Genomic DNA, 19,534 nt, shown 5'->3' on the forward strand with positions numbered 1-19,534 from the left:
CCCAAGGAGCCTTCCATGCCCTGGCACGCTTTGCTCGATCGACCCGACCGACTGCCCGTCCACGCCAACCTGGCCGAGGGCTACAGCGTTTTGTTGCAGCGCTTGGGGCAGGTCACTGCATTCGAACTGGCGACCCAGGGCGCGCGTCTGATGGCCACGCCCGGCCTGGCGTTTCTGGTGGGTTATCAAGCGGCGTTGCGCGCGTTATGGCCCAGCGCGCCCCACAGCCTGGGCGCCTTGTGTGCGACCGAACAGCGCAGCCTGCGCCCAGTGGACATGCAAACGCGCCTGGACGACCTGCGCCTGAGCGGGCGCAAGGACTTCGTCACCGCCGGCGACGCCGCCGACTGGTTATTGATCGCCGCGCGTTGCGAGGCCGCCGATGAAAAGCCGCGTCTGAGCCTCGCGGTAGTGTTGGCGGGAGAACCTGGCGTACGCGTGGAGCCCTTGCCTGCGATCCCGTTGATGCCCGACATCAGCCACGGGCGCGTCCACCTCGACCATGCCGCCTGCGAGCGTTTGCCGGGGGATGGCTGGGACGACTACGTCAAACCCTTCCGCACCTTGGAAGACACCTATGTACTGAGCGCGATGACCGCCTGGCTGCATGGCATCGGCCAGGAGTGTGACTGGCCCCAGGCCCTGCGCCTGCAGTTGTTGGCGTTGCTGGCCGGCTGCGCCGAAGTCACTCGCCAGCCCAGTGCATCGGCGGCGGGGCATGTGTTGTTGGGGGGATTGTTTGCACTGTTCGAGGCGCTGAAGCCGCAGGTCAATCAAGCGATGAGTGAAGGGCCATGGGCCGCGATGTGGCAGCGCGACCAAGCCGTATTGGACTTGGCCGCCAGCGCCCGCGCCAAACGCCTGGAAAAAGCCCTGAACCCGCCCCCCCTCTGACTGTGGGGCGGGCTTATGTGGGAGCGGGCTCGCCACGACAGCTCTAGCTGCTTGGCTTTATGCGGCGCGGCAAACCGATGGCGGTCGCCAAACCGTCATTTATCTGCATTAGGCTCGCGGGTTTGAATGCCCCCGAGTGCTTGTCCATGGTCAAAGGCCTGCTGTGCGTCGCCTTGCTGCTGTTCACCGCTACCGCACATGCCCAGGCCTGGCCGGCGAAGGATTGGGCCCAGGGCGCGCAATTGACCGGCCCCGCCGTGAAGGCCCTGGAGGACTATGCATTCCCGGCCCGCAATGACCTCACCCGCCAAGGCATCCGCACCGACGCGCTCTTGGTGATCCGCGACGGCGAAGTCATTTATGAACGCTACGCCGCGCCTACCACCGTCACCACGCCGCACCTGACCTGGTCCATCAGCAAAAGCCTGCTGGCCACGGTGTTGGGCGTTGCCTATGGCGAAGGCCGCTTCAAACTGAGCGACCCGGTCGCGCGTTTCTATCCGCCGATGAAGCAACACCCGAGCATCACCCTGGCGCACCTGCTGAACTGGACCTCAGGCCTGGACTGGCAGGAAGACTACGAATACGCGCCGCTGAAATCCTCGGTGGTGGCCATGCTCTACACCCGTGGCCGCGCCGATATGGCGCAGTTTGCCGCCGACACGCCCACCTTCGCCGCTGCCGGCCAGGCATTTCGCTACTCCAGCGGCGACAGCAATCTGGCGTCCGCCGCTCTCAAGGGCATGCTGGGCCATAGGGCTTATGTCGATTACCCGTGGACCGCACTGTTCACGCCCTTGGGGATCCGCAGCGCCACCTGGGAAAGTGACGCCAATGAAACCTTCGTCGCCTCGTCCTATGCCTATATGACTGCCCGCGATCTGGCGCGCATTGGCTTGTTGATGGCGCGGGACGGGCGCTGGGGCGAGCGGCAATTGCTGCCCCAGGCGTGGGTCGACTTCAATCGCCAACCCCTGGCGCAGTACACCGCGGGCCAGGACGAAGCGGTGCCCGGCGGCCACTGGTGGCTCAACCGTCAAGTGCAGGGCGCTGCCCGGCCCTGGCCGGATGCGCCCGACGATACCTTCGCGGCCTTGGGGCACTGGGGCCAGGCGTTATATGTGTTGCCCCAGGCAAGGTTGGTGATCGTGCGCTATGGCGATGACCGCGATGGCAGCTATCGCCACAACGAACTGCTCAAGCGCGTGCTCGCGGCGGTGCAACCATGATCCGTCGTCGCCCGTTTCTCAGCCTGTTTCTCCTGCTGTTTTTCGCTTTGCTGGGTTGGCTCTGGCACGAGCGCGTCAACCTGCAAGCCTTCCCTGACATCATTGCCGCCTACACCGCCAAGGAGTACTGCTCGTGTCGGTATGTGGCGGGCAACCCGGCGGACTATTGCCTGGGCTATGTGAAGCAATACATCCCCACCAGCGCCTTTGCCGATCACCCGCAGACGCGCCTGGTCACCGCCAGCGGCCTGGGCCGCAGCCACAGCGCCCAATGGCTGGGCGAGCGCCAGGGTTGCCGCCTGCTGCCCTGAGGTTCCACAGGGTGGAACCACCTTTGATTGTCCTCGCACGCCCATCGCGGTTATCTGTGGCGGTGCCACAAAAAAGAACGGGAATACCCGCCTGCGAGGAGAGTCACCATGAGCCCACACCAGCACATCCTGGATTGGCTGAGCGATGTCGCCAGCGACTTGCACGCCGTGCGCCAGGATATCCACGCCCACCCCGAACTGGGGTTTGAAGAAAACCGCACCTCGGCCCTGGTCGCCCAATCCCTGAAAAACTGGGGCTACGAAGTGCATACCGGCATCGGTCGCACCGGTGTGGTCGGCGTGCTGCGCAATGGCAGCAGCTCGCGCACCCTGGGGATTCGGGCCGACATGGATGCCTTGCCGATCATCGAAAACACTGGAGTCGCCTACAGCAGCCAACACGCCGGCTGCATGCATGCCTGCGGTCACGACGGTCACACCGCCATGCTGTTGGGCGCTGCGCGTTACCTGGCGGCGACGCGTCAGTTCGACGGCACCCTCAACCTGATTTTCCAGCCGGCCGAAGAAGGCCAGGGCGGCGCTGAAGCGATGCTCGCCGATGGCTTGCTGGAGCGCTTCCCCTGCGATGCCCTGTTCGGCATGCACAATATGCCCGGCTTGCCCGCCGGCCACCTGGGCCTGCGGACCGGGCCGATGATGGCTTCCCAGGACCTGCTCACCGTGACCCTCGAAGGTGTCGGCGGCCACGGCTCCATGCCGCATCTGACTGTGGACCCGCTGGTGGCCGCCGCCAGTACGGTGATGGCGTTGCAGACAGTGGTCGCGCGCAACATCAATGCCCAGGAAGCGGCGGTGGTCACGGTCGGCGCCCTGCAAGCGGGGCAAGCGGCCAACGTGATCCCCCAGCAGGCCGTATTGCGCCTGAGCCTGCGCGCCCTCAATGCACCGGTGCGCGAACAGATGCTGGAGCGGGTCAAGGCGATTATCCAGACCCAGGCCCAGAGCTTTGGCTGTACCGCGCAGATCGAACATCGCCCGGCCTATCCGGTGCTGGTCAACCATGCCGACGAAACCGAATTTGCCCGCCAGGTCGGCATTGCCTTGCTCGGTGAAGCGGCGGTCGACGCCAATACACCCAAGCTGATGGGCAGCGAAGACTTCGCCTGGATGCTCCAGCGCTGCCCCGGCAGCTATCTGTTTATCGGCAACGGCGTGTCGCGGCCGATGGTCCACAACCCTGCCTATGACTTCAACGACGAGATCCTGCTGACGGGTGCCGCCTATTGGGGCGCCCTGGTCGAGAGCTGGTTGTAGGAGCGAGCTTGCTCGCGAAAAAGCCATAGGCGACGCCGGTTACCGAGAGCACTGCGTCAACGTTAACGACCTTCGCGAGCAAGCTCGCTCCTACATACAGCAGTGCTCATTTTTTTCTGCCGCTGGACCTTTCCTCAACAGGTTGAATGGAGTGTTCCCATGCAGACTTCAATAAAAGGCGTGTCCCGCACCCGGCAAGTGGTAGCGGCGGTGGTCGGCAACGCGCTGGAGTGGTACGACTTCATCGTCTACGGTTTTCTGGCCAGCATCATCGCCCGGCAGTTCTTCCCCTCGGATGATGAATACGCCTCGCTGTTGATGGCCCTGGCCACTTTCGGCGTGGGCTTCTTCATGCGCCCGGTGGGCGGCATCCTGCTGGGTATGTACGCCGACCGCAAAGGCCGCAAGGCGGCGATGCAACTGATTATCCGCTTGATGACCGTGTCTATCGCGCTGATCGTATTTGCCCCCAACTACGCCGCCATCGGCATGGGCGCGCCGCTGTTGATCGTGGTGGCGCGAATGCTCCAGGGCTTTGCCACGGGCGGTGAATATGCCAGCGCCACGGCGTTTCTGGTGGAAAGCGCACCGGCCCATCGCAAGGGCTTATACGGCTCCTGGCAATTGGTCGGGCAGTGCCTGGCGGTGTTTGGCGGCGCGGCGATGGTAGCGCTGGTCACGCACTTTTTTACTCCAGAAACCCTCGACCTTTGGGGCTGGCGCCTGCCGTTTGTGTTCGGCCTGCTGATCGGCCCGGTGGGCTTGTGGATTCGCCGGCATATGGAAGATCCCGAGGAATTTATCGAAGCGCGCAAACAGGCCACCGGCCCGGCGCCGAGCCTGATGACGGTGCTGCGTGAGCATCGGCGCAGCATCCTGGTGAGCATGGGCCTGGCCTGTGGCGCGACGGTGTCGTTCTACGTGGTGCTGGTGAATATGCCGACCTTCGCCCACAAGAACCTGGGCCTGCCCCTGGATCAGGTATTGATGGTGCAGATGTTCGCCGTGGCGCTGATGACCGTGGTGATTCCGCTGTCTGGCCTGTTGTCCGATCGTCTGGGCCGGCGACCGGTGTTGATGGGCTTCACCCTGGCGTTCTTCTTGATGGTCTATCCGCTGTATGTGTGGGTCGCGGCGGCGCCATCCATCGAGCGGTTGTTGGTGATGCAAGTGATGCTGTGCACCGCCATCGGCGGCTTCTTCGGCCCGGCGCCGACGGCCCTGGCCGAACAGTTTCCCATCGAGGTGCGCTCCACCGGAGTGTCGGTGGCCTACAACGTGGCGGTAATGGTGTTCGGCGGCTTTGCCCCGCTGATTGTCACTTGGCTGAGCAAGGAACTGGGCACACCGGTGGCCCCGGCGTTTTATGTGCTGTTCGCTTGCGTCCTGACGCTGCTGGGCACTTACTGCATGCATGAAGCGCCGAGGGCCGCAGCACCGGCGCGCTTTACCAAGGGAGTGAAGCCTTGAACATTGTTGAGCTCGATGCAATTGCGTTGTCCCAGGCGATCCACGCCCGGCAGGTGTCCTGTCACGAGGTAATGCAGGCCTATCTGGCACAGATTGCGTGTTTCAACCCGTCGGTCAATGCCCTGGTGTCGTTGCGCGACCCAGCTCAAGTGCTGGCCGAGGCCCGGGCCTGTGATCGGGAGCTGGACCAGGGCCGCTCCCGTGGCTGGATGCATGGCATGCCCCAGGCGATCAAGGATCTGGCGGCGACCAAGGGTTTGCGCACGACCATGGGCTCGCCGCTGTTCGCCGAACAGATCCCCGTTGAAGACGCCATCGCCGTGGCCCGGGTGCGGGCCAGTGGTGCGATTATCATCGGCAAGAGCAACGTGCCCGAATTCGGCCTGGGTTCGCAGACCTACAACAGCGTATTCGGCACCACCGGCAATGCCTACGACCCCGCGTTGGTGGCCGGCGGCAGCAGCGGCGGGGCGGCGGTGGCCTTGGCGCTGCGCATGCTGCCGGTGGCCGATGGCAGCGACATGATGGGCTCGCTGCGCAACCCGGCGGCGTTCAATAACGTGTTTGGCCTGCGCCCGTCCCAGGGCCGCGTGCCCCATGGGCCGGCGCCGGAGGTGTTTGTCCAGCAGTTGGCCACCGAAGGGCCGATGGGCCGCAGCGTGGCGGATGTGGCGCGGTTGTTGAGCATCCAGGCGGGCTTCGATGCGCGGGTGCCGTTGTCGCTCAAGGACGATCCCAGCGTATTCGGCGCGCCGTTGGCCCGTGATTTCAAGGGTACGCGCCTGGGCTGGCTGGGGGACTACAACGGTTATCTGCCGATGGACGATGGCGTGCTGAGTTTGTGTGAATCCGCCCTCGGCGATTTCAGCGCGTTGGGCTGCGAAGTGCAAAGCTGCCAGCCGGACTTTTCCATGGAGCGCCTATGGCAAACCTGGCTGGTGCATCGTCATTGGCTGGTGCAGGGCTCCCTGGGGGCGGCGTATGCCGACCCGCAAAAACGTGGGTTGCTCAAGCCTGAAGCGCAGTGGGAAGTGGAGGGCGGCCTGGGCTTGAGCGCGGCGGATGTTTATCAGGCCTCGTTGGCGCGCAGCGAGTGGTACCGCGCCCTGGCCAAGTTGTTCGAACGTTACGATTTTCTGCTGTTGCCCAGTGCCCAAGTGTTCCCTTTCGATGCACAACAACCCTGGCCGCGCGTCGTTGGAGGGCAAACCATGGACACCTATCACCGCTGGATGGAGGTGGTGATCGGCCCGACATTGGCCGGCCTGCCGAGCATGAGTGTGCCGGTGGGCTTCAACCCCCAAGGCTTGCCCATGGGCCTGCAAATCATCGGCCCGGCCCAGGCGGATCGCGCCGTGCTGCAACTGGCCTATGCCCATGAGCAACTGACGCATTGGGTACAGCGCCGCCCTCCGCAATGCCTGAGGACGAACGCCTGAGGGGATGGCGGCCTGTATCTTGCTGTGAAATTCGATCATCCATCAGCAACCGGGAGATCAAGCCATGGGCAGCAACGCCGACACGGGGACTGTGCGTTCAGTGGAGCGGGCACTGGCCATCATTGAGTTGCTCGGCGAGCACCAGGCCCTGGGGCTTGAGGAGCTGCATTACCTGACGCGCCTGCCCAAGGCCACGGTGTCGCGGATGTTGCTGACCTTGCAGGAGCAGGGCTGGATCTACCGTGGCCTGAGCGACCGGCGTTATCGCATCAGCGCCCAGCGCTTGTTCGGCGATACCCAGCAACGTTTCAAGCGCCGCCTGGTGGAATGTGCGGCGCCGTGGCTGCTGGAACTGAGCGAACGCACCGGGTTGGTGGCGGACTTGTCGAACTTCGACGGCGAGCGCCTGGAGGTCATGGAAAGCGCGATTCCCACGGTGCTGCGCAAGCTGTACCCCAACAACTGCCAGATCGTCGGCCAGCATGCCAGCCTGTTCCATTCGGCCATGGGCAAGGCGTGCCTGGCCGAGTTGGCGGCGGATGAAGTCCAGCGCCTGGCCAGCCGCGAGCATGTACCGGCCGACGATCAGTACCGTGCGTGCGAGCAATCCCAGCACCAGGGGTTTGGCCAGCGTACCGAGGGGTACTGGGAGTATCCGGTGCGCTTGCCATTCCTGATCCGTGCGGTGGCGTTGCCGGTACGGGCCAACGGGCGGTTGGTGGGGAGCATGGCGTTGCATTGGCCGATGCACCAGGCGCCAGTGGAGCGGGTGTTGAGTCTGCATCTGGCTAGCCTGGAGGCGACCGTGCAAGGCGTGCAGCACGCACTGGCCTGAAGCGGCACCCTCCTTGTAGGAGCGAGCTCGCTCGCGAAAAACCTCAGCACACCGCGAGAAACCAGGATACACGCGTTAGCGTTGACGATTTTCGCGAGCAAGCTCGCTCCTACAAAGGGTCTTTGCTACTGTTCGAGCAGGTTTTTCTCCATGCGAGTGTTTAATGTTCAACGCATCCGTCTTCAAACCCCTGGCCTTCCTGCTACTGGCCGCCATCGCCGTGCCCGCGCAGGCCGCCTGGTACCTGGATAACGAATCTTCACGGCTGTCGTTCGTCACCACCAAGAACACCGATATTTCCGAGGTCCAGCGCTTCCTGGTGCTGCACGGCAAGGTCGACGAGAACGGCGCGGCGCAGTTGGAGGTGGAGCTGGAGTCGATCAACAGCGGCATCCCGCTGCGCGACGAGCGCATGCGCAACGACCTGTTCCAGATCAAGACCCACCCCGATGCGCAGATCAACGCACAAATCAACCTGCAACCCATCAACGACCTGGCCACCGGCGCGCAGTTGGAGTTGCGCCTGCCGCTGTCGGTCACCCTGCATGGCAAGACCCAGACCTACAACGCCGAACTGCTGGCGACGCGCCTGGATGACCGGCGTTTCCAGGTGGTGACCCTGGAGCCGCTGGTGTTGCACGCCAAGGATTTTGACTTGCTCTCCGGCATAGAGACTTTGCGCAAGGCCGCCGGGCTGGATGCGATCAGCCTGTCGGTGCCGGTGGGTGCGGTGCTGATTTTCACGGCGCGCTGACATGAGCGGCGCGGTGTTCCCCTGGCGCAGCGCCAACCGCTTCGAATTGCTGATCGACGGCCCGAACTTTTTCCCGCAGATGCTGGTGGCGATCGCTCGAGCCGAACGCCAGGTGGAGCTTGAGCTGTATCTGGTGGAGGCGGGCGCCTGTGCCGAGGAGATGGTCAAGGCGCTGGTGCACGCGGCCGAGCGCGGGGTACAGGTGCGCTGCCTGTTCGATGACTACGGCAGCCTGGCATTTACCCTGAGCCTGCGGCGCCGCTTGCTTGAAGCCGGGGTGGAGCTGCGCTTCTACAATCGCCTGCGCTGGCGCCGTTGGATGCGCAACCTCTATCGCGACCACCGCAAGCTGTTGCTGGTCGACCAGAGCATCGCCGTGGTGGGCGGCACCGGGGTCACCGATGAGTTCTGGACGCCAGGGCAGGACACCTGTGAGTGGCACGAAGTCATGGTGCAAATCAGCGGCCCGCTGGTGCTCGACTGGCAAGCCCTGTTCGACCGGCAGTGGCGGGTCAACGACCACCGCCGCGCCTGGAAGCCGGCCACGCATTTTGGTTTGCCGCGCTTGCCCAAAGTGCCAGCAACCGGCCCTGGCCTGGGGCGGGTGGCGTATGCCGACGCGGGCCAGCATCGAGACATTTTGCAATCGCTGATCCGCGCCCTGAACAGCGGCCAGCGGCGTATCTGGCTGGCCACGCCGTACTTCTTGCCCACTTGGGGTGTACGCCGGGCCCTGCGCCGGGCGGCCGGGCGCGGAGTGGACGTGCGCCTGCTGCTGACCGGGCCACGCACCGATCACCCTTCGGTGCGTTACGCCGGGCACCGTTATTACCCGCGCCTGCTCAAGTCCGGGGTGCAGATCTTCGAATACCAGCCGTGTTTCCTGCACCTGAAGATGGTGCTGGTGGACGATTGGGTGAGCATCGGCTCGTGCAATTTCGATCACTGGAACCTGCGCTTCAACCTGGAGGCCAACCTGGAAGCCTTGGATCCGGAGTTGACGCTGGCGGTGGCGGGCAGCTTCGAGCGCGATTTTTCCCAGAGCCAGGCGGTCAGCCTGGAGGCATGGAAGGCTCGACCGTTGTGGCGGCGGGTGAAGCAGCGGGTGTGGGGCTGGATTGATCGGTTGGTGGTCAATCTGCTGGATCGAAGAGGGTAGGAAGCACACCGCAATCAATTGTAGGAGCTGGCTTGCCTGCGATGGCCATAAGTATCTACACAACTTTCAGAAACTGACGAACTCCCCCGTGGCGAGCGGGCTTGCCCCGCGCTGGGCTGCGAAGCAGCCCCAAAACCAGCCGCTGGGGTGTATCTGGTACAACGCATTCGGCTTATTGGGGCTGCTTCGCAGCCCAGCGCGGGCGATGCGGCGTTCCGACAAGCCCGCTCGCCACAACTGCGCTATCTGCCTGGATTTAAGCGTTGCGGCAAAGTTGTGTAGATACCTATGCTGCGATGGCGGCACCTCGGTCTATCAGTGCCACCGAGGTGTTGCCATCGCAGGCAAGCCAGCTCCCACATACCGCTTCAAATCACAGCAGTTCGAAACTCTGCTGCTGCACGTCCTGGGAGTCCAGGCCGATCTGCACATTGAACTGGCCAGGTTCGGCCGCGAACTTGAGCTGGGTGTTGTAGAACTTCAAGTCATCCTCGGTAATGCTGAAGTGCACCACCTTCGACTCACCGGCTTTGAGCAAGATCTTCTGGAAGTTCTTCAGCTCCTTGATCGGGCGGATCATTGAGCCGGCCACGTCCTGGATGTACAGCTGCACCACGGTTTCGCCATCCACCTTGCCGGTGTTTTTCAGGGTGACGCTGGCGTCGAGCTTGCCGGTCTTGTTCAGGGTGGTGGACGACAGCGCCATGTCCGACAGGCTGAAACGGGTGTAGCTCAGGCCATAACCGAACGGATACAGGGGGCCTGTGGTGTCGTCGAAGTACTGCGAGGTGTAGTTGCCCGGTTTGCCCTGCGTGAATGGCCGGCCAATGGTCAGGTGGTTGTAGTAGGTCGGAATCTGCCCCACGGAGCGTGGGAAGGTGATCGGCAGCTTGCCCGACGGGTTGTAGTCACCGAACAGCACGTCGGCAATCGCATTGCCGCCTTCGGTGCCGGCGAACCAGGTTTCCAGGATCGCATCGGCTTGCTGACTCTCTTCGAGGATCGACAGTGGCCGGCCGTTCATCAGCACCAGGACCAGCGGCTTGCCCGTGGCTTTCAAGGCCGTGATCAGGTCGCGCTGGCTTTGCGGGATGTTCAGGTCGGTACGGCTCGATGATTCGTGGGACATGCCACGGGACTCGCCCACGGCGGCCACCACTACATCGGCGTTTTTCGCGGCCTTGACCGCTTCGTCGATCAGCACCTGGGCCGAGCGCGGATCATCCACCACTTCCGGGGCATCGAAATTGAGGAAGTTGAGGTAGTCCACCACCGCCTTGTCGCTGGTGATGTTGGCGCCACGGGCGTAGATCACTTTGCCCTTTTCACCGATCACCGCGTTCATGCCGTCCAGCAGGGTCACCGATTGCGCAGGTTTACCGGCGGCGGCCCAACTGCCCATCATGTCGATGGGCGCCTTGGCCAGCGGGCCGACCAGAGCGATGGTCGCGGATTTCTTCAGGGGCAGGGTGTCGTTCTGGTTTTTCAGCAACACCAGGCTGCGCCGCGCGACATCGCGGGCTTCGCTGCGGTGCAGGCGGCTTTCGGCATAGGTGTCGGCCGGATCATCCTCGGCCTTGCCGATACGCAGGTACGGGTCGGCGAACAGGCCCATGTCGTACTTGGCACCGAGTACTTCACGCACGGCGTTGTCGATGTCTTTTTGCTCGATCTCGCCGGATTTCAGCAGCCCTGGCAATTCCTTGTCGTAGAGCTGGTCGTTCATGCTCATGTCGATGCCGGCCTTGATCGCCAGCTTGGCCGCTTCGCGACCGTCCTTGGCGACGCCGTGCTTGATCAGTTCGAAGATCGCACCGTGGTCGCTCACGGTCAGGCCCTTGAAGCCCCACTCTTTACGCAGCAGGTCGTTCATCAGCCAGGTGTTGGCGGTGGCGGGCACGCCGTTGATCGAGTTCAACGCCACCATCACGCCGCCGGCGCCGGCCTTGATCGCTGCGTGGTAGGGCGGCAGGTAGTCCTGGTACATCTTGACCGGGCTCATGTCGACCACGTTGTAGTCGCGCCCGCCTTCCACCGCGCCGTACAGGGCGAAGTGCTTGACGCTGGCCATGATGCTGTCGGCCTGGGCCGGGCTCGGGCCCTGGAAGGCCTTGACCATCACTTCGCTGATGCGCGACACCAGGTAGGTGTCTTCGCCGAAGCCTTCGGAGGTGCGGCCCCAACGGGCGTCGCGGGAGATATCGACCATCGGCGCGAAGGTGATGTCGAGGCTGTCGGCGGCGGCTTCCTTGGCGGCAATGCGCCCGGAGCGGCCGATGGCGTCCATGTCCCAGCTCGAGGCCAGGGCCAGGCTGATCGGGAAAATGGTGCGGTGGCCGTGGATCACGTCATAGGCGAAGAACATCGGGATCTTCAAGCGGCTGCGCATGGCCGCGTCCTGCATCGGACGGTTTTCCGGGCGGGTGATGGAGTTGAACGTGCCACCAATGCGCCCGGCGGCGATTTCCTTGCGGATCATCTCCCGCGGCATTTCCGGGCCGATGCTGATCAGGCGCAATTGGCCGATCTTTTCATCCAGGGTCATCTGCCCGAGCAGGTCGCTGACGAACGCGTCCTTGTCCTTAAGCGCAGCGGGCTTGGTCTCGGCAACGACGGAGTGACTGGCCAGAGTGGCAACAAGGCCCAGCAAACACAGCTTTTTCATGAATATCCTTTTTCGGCGTACTGCGCAGCGTCACGTAAACACTGCTCGGCCAAAATGTGGGGAGCGACTATTGTTGTTCGGGTGTTGTGTGGATAAATACCGCACACTTCTGGCTCTTTATGAACTATCCATAAAGAAGGGCATCTTTTAGCTGATTGGCTCGATGTAATCCAGTAGTGGCCGATTATGCCCCAAGCGCGTGATGTATAGGGTCAGTCGTCAAATTCCATAAGGTTGGTCAGGAGACACACCATGCAAGCAGCACAGACTATTCGATGGGGCTGGAAAGCCGCGGCCCTGCTACTGATCAGCAGCGTGCTGAGCGGTTGCGGCATCAACAAGATCCCGACCCTGGACGAACAGGTCAAGGCGGCCTGGGCCCAGGTGCAGAACCAGTACCAACGGCGCGCCGACCTGATCCCCAACCTGGTGGAAGTGGTCAAGGGCTACGCGGCCCATGAGCAAGATACCCTCACCGCCGTGATCGAAGCGCGGGCCAAGGCGACCTCGATCCAGGTCGATGCCAGCACCCTCGACAACCCGGAAAAACTCAAGCAGTTCCAGCAAGCCCAGGAAGGCCTGAGCGGTGCCCTCAGCCGCTTGATGGTGGTGTCCGAGCGCTATCCGGACCTCAAGGCCAACCAGAACTTCCTGGCCCTGCAATCCCAGCTTGAAGGTACCGAAAACCGCATCAGCGTGGCCCGTCGCGACTTTATCGCCGCTGTGCAGGCCTTCAACACCGAGATCCGCACCTTCCCTGGCCGCCTGTGGCACAGCGTGATGTACAGCGACTTGCCGGTGCGCGCCAACTTCGAGGCCACCAGCGCCGATGCCGATAAAGCGCCACAAGTGAAATTCTGATGACCCTGCGTGCTGGGTGGCTGGCGGCGCTGCTGCTGGCCGTGAGCCTGACTGCCCAGGCAGCGCCGGATTTTCCGGCGCTGACCGGGCGGGTGGTCGACAACGCGCAGATGATCGACCCACCGGTGCGTGCGCAACTGAGCCAGCAATTGCAGGCGCTGGAGCAAACCAGCGGCGACCAGATAGTGGTAGTCACGGTGCCCGACCTGCAAGGCCTGCCCATTGAAGACTTCGGTTATCAACTGGGCCGGCACTGGGGTATCGGCCAGAAGGGCAAGGACAACGGCGCGCTGTTGATCGTGGCCCGGGACGAGCGCCAGTTGCGCATCGAAGTGGGCTACGGCCTGGAAGGCGTACTCACCGACGCGCAGTCATGGGTGATCATCAACCAGGTGATTGCGCCCAAGTTCAAGGCCGGTAATTTCACCCAGGGCATCAGCGACGGCGTGGCCGCCATGATTCAGGTAGTTGGCGGCGAGCCACTGGCCGTGCCGGCCCATGTGGCTGACCCTAACTTCGCCAAGGACAACCCGGTGTTTTCCATCGGTTTGTTCATTCTGTTGCTGGTGGTGTTGTGGTTGTGCAATCGCATGGGCCTGCCGGTAGGCGCCATTTTGCTGGCGATTCTCAGCAGCAGTGGGCGTGGCGGCGGTGGTGGCGGGGGCGGTGGCTTCAGGGGCGGCGGTGGCGGTTTTGGCGGCGGCGGGGCTTCGGGTGGCTGGTAATGACAATAACTAAAGAGCATCTACAACCATGGCTTTACTGACAGAACACGAGCAGCGCCAAGTGGCTGAAGCGATCGCCAGGGTCGAGCAACAGACCGACGCCGAACTGGTGACCGTGCTCGCCGCCCGCGCCGACGACTACGCCTACATCCCGCTGCTGTGGGCCAGCGTGGTGGCGTTGGTGGTGCCGGGGATCGTGCATTACCTGTCGGGGTGGTTGACCATGCACACCCTGCTGCTGGCGCAATGGGCGACGTTCATTGTGCTGTGCCTGGTGTTCCGCCTGCCGGCCATCACCACCCGCCTGATCCCGCGCTCGGTACGGCATTGGCGCGCGTCGAACCTGGCACGCCGGCAGTTCCTGGAGCAGAACCTGCACCACACCCTGGGCAGCACCGGCGTGTTGATTTTTGTCAGCGAGGCCGAGCGTTACGTGGAGATCCTGGTGGATGACGGGATTTCCCAGCGCCTGGATGACAGCAGTTGGGATGCCATCGTCAAGACGTTTACCCAGCAGGTGAAACAGGGGCAGACGTTGAGCGGGTTTATCACCTGCATCGAGGCCTGTGGCGAACTGCTCAAGGTGCATGTGCCGCAGACCCACACCCGTAACGAGCTGCCCAACCGGCTGATCGTCCTCAAGTAACCGGTGGTATGGGTATCTACACAACTTTCAGACACTGACAAACTCCCCTGTGGCGAGCGGGCTTGCCCCGCGCTGGGCTGCGAAGCAGCCCTAAACCCGGCCATCGCGGTTTATCTGAAAAAACGCGCCGGGCTTTTTGGGGCTGCTTCGCAGCCCAGCGCGGGGCAAGCCCGCTCGCCACAGGGTAAGTCGTCGGTGTCTGAACGTTGTGTGGATAACTATGCGCGGTCCCCACATTTTGAATTGTGCTGACCGTTGGGCAAATAACTCCGTGCCCTGAGCCCCCATCCCCCCTAAAATGCCCGGCATTCCCTGCCCGAGGCGTTTTTGTTCATGTCTGTCACCCCTACACCTGCCAGCCCCGCGCCGGATCATCACGCCCAGTTCATCGAACTGCTGCGCGCAAGCCTTGAGCAGAATGCCTTTATCAAGCTGGTGCTGGCCAAGTACGTGGGTGATGAGGTTGACCTGCAACGCCTGATCATCAAGCCAGTCACGGTCAAGGAGCAGGCATGCCTGTCCTTTGTCTATCGCTACAAGACCCGCGATATCACCAAGAACTTCGCCCTGGCCGACGGCGTTGCGCTGATTGCCGAGCTGCTGCCGACCTCGTTCAAGAACGCGCACCTGTTGTCGTTGACCGACGAAGCGCAGCTGGAGTACAGCAAGAAGAACAAAAGCTCGCTGTTCAAGAGCAAACCTCAGCAACTGCGTGAAGCGCCGTCGGCCGAGCACAACCGCGAGAAAAACCGCTTCCTTGACCTGACGCGGCCGTTTCTTGCCGATCTGGGCGTGACCAACGCCAAGCACGAGCTGATCCCGGCGATGTCGCGCAAGTGGAAGCAGATCAATAAGTTCATCGAGGTGTTCAGCCATGCGCTGACCTCATCCCCCTTGCAACTGGACCGGCCAGTGCGGGTCGCGGATTTTGGCTCGGGCAAGGGCTACCTGACGTTCGCCATCCATGACTACCTGCGCAACACCCTCAAGGCCGAAGGCCTGGTGACGGGCGTGGAGTTGCGCGAAGACATGGTGACCCTGTGCAACAACGCCGCCGCCCGCCTGGAACACCCGGGGCTGGTGTTCAAGTGCGGTGATGTGCGCAGCGTGGCGCCCAGCGAGCTGGACGTGATGATCGCCCTGCATGCCTGTGACATCGCCACCGATTATGCGATCCACACCGGCATCCGCTCCGGGGCGTCGATCATCATGTGCTCGCCGTGCTGCCACAAACAGATCCGCTTGCAGATCCAGAGCCCGGCGCTGCTCAAGCCGATGCTGCAATACGGCCTGCATCTGGGCCAGCAGGCGGAAATGGTCACCGACAGCTTGCGCGCGTTGTTCCTGGAAGCCTGTGGCTATGAGACCAAGGTGTTCGAGTTCATCTCCCTGGACCACACCAACAAGAACAAGATGATTTTGGCGGTCAAGCGTGCCGAGCCTTCGGATAACGCGCAGTTGCTGGAGAAAATCCGCGAATTGAAGGCGTTCTACCAGATCAGCGAGCACTGCCTGGAAACCCTGCTGCGCGCCGATAACTACCTGCCCTGAGCACCACGCAGAACCAAAAATGTGGGAGCGGGCTTGCTCGCGAAAGCAGTGGATCAGTCAATACATACGGCGACTGACCCAGCGCTTTCGCGAGCAAGCCCGCTCCCACACTTAGATTGCATGCGGCTTGGGAACGGGCGCTGGCTGCACGGCTGTCTTGCGCCCCAGCATCACCGTCACGATCACCCCACAGGCAAACAGCCAGGTGATCGGCTCGATGTGCTCGCCAAAAAACAGCGCGGAAAAGGCGATGGTGAAGAAGATCTGCAGCAACTGGATCTGGCTGACCCGCGCGATCCCGCCCATGGCCAGCCCGGCGTACCAGGCAAAGAACCCCAGGAACTGCGAGAACAACGAGACGTAGCCGAACGCCCACCAGGTGCGGGCCGAGATGGCGCCTTCGTGTTGCAGCGCCAGATAGGTCACCGGCCCGATCAACAGCGGCGTCGATAGCACCAACGCCCAGCAGATCACCTGCCAGCCGCCCATCTCCTTGGCCAATCGACCGCCTTCGGCATAGCCCAGGCCACCCACGGCAATTGCCCCAAGCATCAGCAAATCACCGGCCTGGATGCTGCCCGCGCCGGTGATCAGTGCATACCCGAGCACCAACGCACTGCCCAGCGCCGCGCAGGCCCAGAAGGCCTTGGACGGACGCTCATGGGACAACCACGCCGCATACAACGCTACGCACAAAGGCTGCAGGCCATTGACCAGGGCGCCGTGGGAGGCGGGCAGGGTTTGCATGGCCCAGGCCGACAGCACCGGGAAGCCGAGGATCACCCCGGCAATCACCAGGCTCAGGCCGCGTACCTGGCGCCAGGTCGGCCAGGCTTCGCGGCGCCACAGCAACAGCAAGGCCGCCGGCACCGCCGCGAACAAGGCGCGGCCCAGGCCATTGAGCAACGGATGGATTTCCTGCACCACGATGCGGGTGAAGGGCAGGGTCAGGCTGAAGATAACGACGCCGAGCAGGCCGAGGGCCATGCCGGTGTTTTCGCGCGAACTCATGGGAGCACCCGGATCGAATGGGCTGGAAGATGCTGCCCATCTAGCCACAAAGCCCGCACGGCGCGGGCTTACAGCTGGGTGCAGATTGAACCGTACAGTTCCTGTAGGCGCAGGGGGTTAGAAGAACCGGGTCACGCTGATCTTGGCATTGCGCCCGACGCTGGTGGCGCTGTCGCCACTCAAGGCGGGCATGTAGCTGCGGTTGAACAGGTTGTCGACGGTGAAGTTGACTTCGGTGCCCTTGAGGTACGCCTGTTGCGGTGTCCATTTGGCGAACAGGCCCTGGGTGTCGTAGCTGGCGTTGGGGTATTGGTCGTAGAAGCTGTCGCCGAAGCCGCTGTTCAGGCCGCTTGAATATTTGTCGCTGGGCAGGCGATCGGTCTTGCGCACGAACTGGCCTTGCCAACCCACCTGTGCATCCCACGCGGGAATCTTGGTGCCGAGCACGGCCACCCATTTGGCCGGTGGAATGTCACGGGCCCAGACGTGGATGTCGGTCGCCCACGGGTTGGTGTAGGGGTTTTCGCGTTTGCCGGTGGCCCACGAGTAGCTCAGGGAGCCAAACAGGTAGGTGGAATCGTAATAGCCTTCGAGCTCGAAGCCCTTGATGGTCATGCTGCCGACGTTGCGGTAGTTGGTCTTCGACGCTGCGTCGGTGCAGACCTTGGCGATCGAGCCTTCCATGTAGTTCTGTTCCCGGCAGCCCAGGCCAGTGGCCTTGAAGATCTCATCCTCGATCTTGTTGTGGAACAACGTGCTGCGCAGTTGCAGGCTGTCGCCGCTGGCAATCACGTTGGCGAAGCTGGTGACGTTACCCACGGTGATGGCGGTGATGCGTTCCGGGTCGAGGTTGCGGCTGGTGGAGGTGCGGCTGCCCAGGCCCTGGACTTCGTATTGTTCGTCGATCACCGGCGCGCGCCAGGTCTTGCTCCAGTTGGCGAACATCACCACGTCCGGGGTGACTTTCCAGAACACCGCCAGGCGTGGCGACCAGCCGGCATAGGTGCGGTCGCTATAGTCATGGCCGTAGGCTGGATCGGGGTTGCTGTAGTACGGCGCATCGTTGGCTTTGCCACGGTTGAGCACGTGGTCATAACGCAGGGATGGGGTGATGGTCACGTCGCCCAGGGTTACCGCGTCCTGGATGTAGAACGCGTTGGTGTCGACCTTGCCGTGAGGCATGAACGCCGGTTGGAAATGCCCGTAGTTGTACTCAGGCGTCTCGTACTTGGCGCCGGGCATCCAGCTTTCGGTGTCGCGGATGTGCTTGCGGATCTGCACCCCGGTGGTCAAGGCATGGTCCAGCGGGCCTGTGTTGAAGCGGCTGATGTTGCGCAGTTCGAGAATCTTGTCGGTGTAGGCGGTGTCCATCTTGCGCCCGCCCGTGGATAAGCTCGTCACGGCCGTGGCGTCGCGTGTGTCGGTCTGGTCGGTGTTGGACTCCGAATAGCTGAGCTTCATGTCGATCAGCGGGTTACCCAGGGGCTGGTATTCGTACTTGCCCGACCAAGTGGTATCGACGGTGTGGCGGTTGGCCAGGAACCGTCTGACGGCAGCGTCATAGCCATAGCGGTCGATATCGGCCTTGCGCGGTGGCGATGGGTAACTCCTGGCCGAAAACGGCGTCCAGCGTTCGCTGTTGGCCCGGGAGTAGGAGAAACCGAGGCTGTGCTCATCGGTGAGGTACATGTTCAGTTTGAACAGTTGACCGTCCACATCTTGTGCGCTGTTGGGCAGGCGCTGCGGGTTGATCGGGTATTCCTTGCTGTCGTAGTCGCGCTTGTCGGCCAGCTTCATGTCGCCGCCGTCGCGCTTGGTCAGGTAGGCCAGGGCGTCGATGCGGCCGTCCTCGGTACGGCCATACACGGCGCCGGTGTAGACCTGTTCGTGGTCGTTGCTGGCGTACCCGTATTTGAGCATCGCTCCGCTGTTGCGCCCGTCCTTGAGCAGGTCCGGCGCATCCTTGGTGACCATGTTGACCGTACCGCCGAACCCGCCGTTACCGGTGAAGGCCGAGTGCGGGCCTTTTTCCACCTCGACGCTCTTGATCATCTCGGGCTCGATAAACACGGTGCCTTGCTGATAGCGCTCGAAACCGCTTTTGGCCGCGCCATCGACGGTCATCGGCACGTCTTCGGCCTCGCCCATACCGCGAATGTTGATGATCTGCCCGCCCGGTTTCATCGAACCGCCCATGGTCACACCCGGTAGCGTCTGCACCAGGCTGGCGATGTTGTTGGGTTGCAGGCGGTCGATATCGGCCTGGGACAGGGTGGAGCGGCCGACGGTGCTGGCATCGACTTCGTTGCCGGTGCCGATCACGCTCAAGGCGTCCAGTTGTAAGCTGGTGCTGTTGGTGGTGCGGCTTTCCTCGGGGCGCACGACATAGGTGTTGCCCACTTTGATCAGGGTGAACGCGCCGGTATTGAGCAGAGTGCGGATCGCCACTTCGGGGCTGAAATCACCGTTGATCGCGGGCGCCTGGATATTCTTGAGCAGGTCTTCGTCGAACAGCAGCTGGATTTTTGCCTGTTGCGCCACTTGGCTCAGGGAGGTGGCCAAGGGTTGGGCGGGCAGTTGCAGTTTGAGCGACTCGGCCTGGGCCGTGAGGCTGACGGCCAGGCAGGCGGTGATGAGTGTCGGTCGAAGAAACAGGTGCAGGGCAAGGCAAGGCGCGCGAAACATGAAATCCCCCAAGGCGGCTAAATA

16 protein-coding genes are annotated in these 19,534 nt (G+C 62.8%); 13 read left to right on the forward strand and 3 right to left on the reverse strand.

The window, feature by feature from the left end; translation table 11 throughout:
• The first annotated feature begins 15 nt into the window (after nt 1-15).
• From HBO09_RS25190 to HBO09_RS25230, 9 genes are all read left to right on the forward strand, one after another.
• The gene (locus tag HBO09_RS25190) at nt 16-894 is read left to right on the forward strand and encodes an acyl-CoA dehydrogenase family protein (RefSeq protein WP_169999301.1); all 879 of its coding nucleotides are present in this window, start codon (nt 16-18) and stop codon (nt 892-894) included.
• A 146-nt stretch (nt 895-1,040) separates the two neighbouring features.
• Complete coding sequence (locus HBO09_RS25195) at nt 1,041-2,123, forward strand: serine hydrolase (RefSeq protein ID WP_169999300.1); 1,083 nt, start codon at nt 1,041-1,043, stop codon at nt 2,121-2,123.
• A complete protein-coding gene (locus HBO09_RS25200; RefSeq protein WP_169999299.1) occupies nt 2,120-2,434 on the forward strand; it encodes an amidase in 315 nt (104 codons plus the stop codon). Before HBO09_RS25195 ends, HBO09_RS25200 begins: the two co-directional genes overlap by 4 nt.
• 108 nt (nt 2,435-2,542) lie before the next feature.
• Nucleotides 2,543-3,709, forward strand: coding sequence for a M20 aminoacylase family protein (locus tag HBO09_RS25205; protein WP_169999298.1), 1,167 nt, complete (start codon nt 2,543-2,545; stop codon nt 3,707-3,709).
• 159 nt (nt 3,710-3,868) lie between these two features.
• Nucleotides 3,869-5,179 carry a citrate-proton symporter gene (locus tag HBO09_RS25210; protein ID WP_169999297.1) on the forward strand — a complete coding sequence of 437 codons (1,311 nt, stop codon included), beginning with the start codon at nt 3,869-3,871 and terminating at the stop codon, nt 5,177-5,179.
• Nucleotides 5,176-6,618 (forward strand): amidase, encoded by a 1,443-nt coding sequence (locus HBO09_RS25215; RefSeq protein ID WP_169999296.1) that lies wholly within the window; start codon nt 5,176-5,178, stop codon nt 6,616-6,618. Before HBO09_RS25210 ends, HBO09_RS25215 begins: the two co-directional genes overlap by 4 nt.
• Nucleotides 6,619-6,682: 64 nt before the next feature.
• Nucleotides 6,683-7,453, forward strand: a complete 771-nt coding sequence (locus HBO09_RS25220) for an IclR family transcriptional regulator (protein ID WP_029297019.1) — start codon at nt 6,683-6,685, stop codon at nt 7,451-7,453.
• Nucleotides 7,454-7,616: 163 nt separating this feature from the next.
• Entirely contained in the window at nt 7,617-8,207 is a 591-nt protein-coding gene (locus HBO09_RS25225) for a YceI family protein (RefSeq protein ID WP_169999295.1), read from the forward strand.
• A gap of 1 nt (nt 8,208) precedes the next feature.
• Entirely contained in the window at nt 8,209-9,366 is a 1,158-nt protein-coding gene (locus HBO09_RS25230; protein WP_169999294.1) for a phosphatidylserine/phosphatidylglycerophosphate/cardiolipin synthase family protein, read from the forward strand.
• Nucleotides 9,367-9,739: 373 nt separating this feature from the next.
• Here HBO09_RS25230 and bglX read toward each other — a convergent pair whose 3' ends face one another.
• Nucleotides 9,740-12,031 carry a beta-glucosidase BglX gene (gene bglX, locus HBO09_RS25235; RefSeq protein WP_169999293.1) on the reverse strand — a complete coding sequence of 764 codons (2,292 nt, stop codon included), beginning with the start codon at nt 12,029-12,031 and terminating at the stop codon, nt 9,740-9,742.
• 252 nt (nt 12,032-12,283) lie between these two features.
• Here bglX and HBO09_RS25240 point away from each other — a divergent pair, with 252 nt between their 5' ends.
• The 4 genes from HBO09_RS25240 (at nt 12,284) to HBO09_RS25255 (ending at nt 15,814) form a co-directional block, all read left to right on the forward strand.
• Nucleotides 12,284-12,892 (forward strand): LemA family protein, encoded by a 609-nt coding sequence (locus tag HBO09_RS25240; RefSeq protein WP_029297013.1) that lies wholly within the window; start codon nt 12,284-12,286, stop codon nt 12,890-12,892.
• A complete protein-coding gene (locus HBO09_RS25245) occupies nt 12,892-13,617 on the forward strand; it encodes a TPM domain-containing protein (protein WP_092234156.1) in 726 nt (241 codons plus the stop codon). The genes HBO09_RS25240 and HBO09_RS25245 overlap by 1 nt, the downstream gene beginning before the upstream one ends.
• Nucleotides 13,618-13,645: 28 nt before the next feature.
• Complete coding sequence (locus HBO09_RS25250) at nt 13,646-14,263, forward strand: TPM domain-containing protein (RefSeq protein WP_169999292.1); 618 nt, start codon at nt 13,646-13,648, stop codon at nt 14,261-14,263.
• Nucleotides 14,264-14,596: 333 nt separating this feature from the next.
• Entirely contained in the window at nt 14,597-15,814 is a 1,218-nt protein-coding gene (locus HBO09_RS25255; RefSeq protein WP_169999474.1) for an SAM-dependent methyltransferase, read from the forward strand.
• Between the two features lie 111 nt (nt 15,815-15,925).
• Here HBO09_RS25255 and HBO09_RS25260 read toward each other — a convergent pair whose 3' ends face one another.
• Together HBO09_RS25260 and HBO09_RS25265 are read right to left on the reverse strand one after the other, a co-directional pair.
• A complete protein-coding gene (locus HBO09_RS25260; RefSeq protein ID WP_169999473.1) occupies nt 15,926-16,825 on the reverse strand; it encodes a DMT family transporter in 900 nt (299 codons plus the stop codon).
• A gap of 117 nt (nt 16,826-16,942) precedes the next feature.
• Nucleotides 16,943-19,510 (reverse strand): TonB-dependent receptor, encoded by a 2,568-nt coding sequence (locus HBO09_RS25265; protein WP_169999472.1) that lies wholly within the window; start codon nt 19,508-19,510, stop codon nt 16,943-16,945.
• Between the last annotated feature and the right edge of the window lie 24 nt (nt 19,511-19,534).

Source organism: Pseudomonas sp. WS 5027, assembly GCF_012985695.1.
Lineage (GTDB): Bacteria > Pseudomonadota > Gammaproteobacteria > Pseudomonadales > Pseudomonadaceae > Aquipseudomonas > Aquipseudomonas hygromyciniae.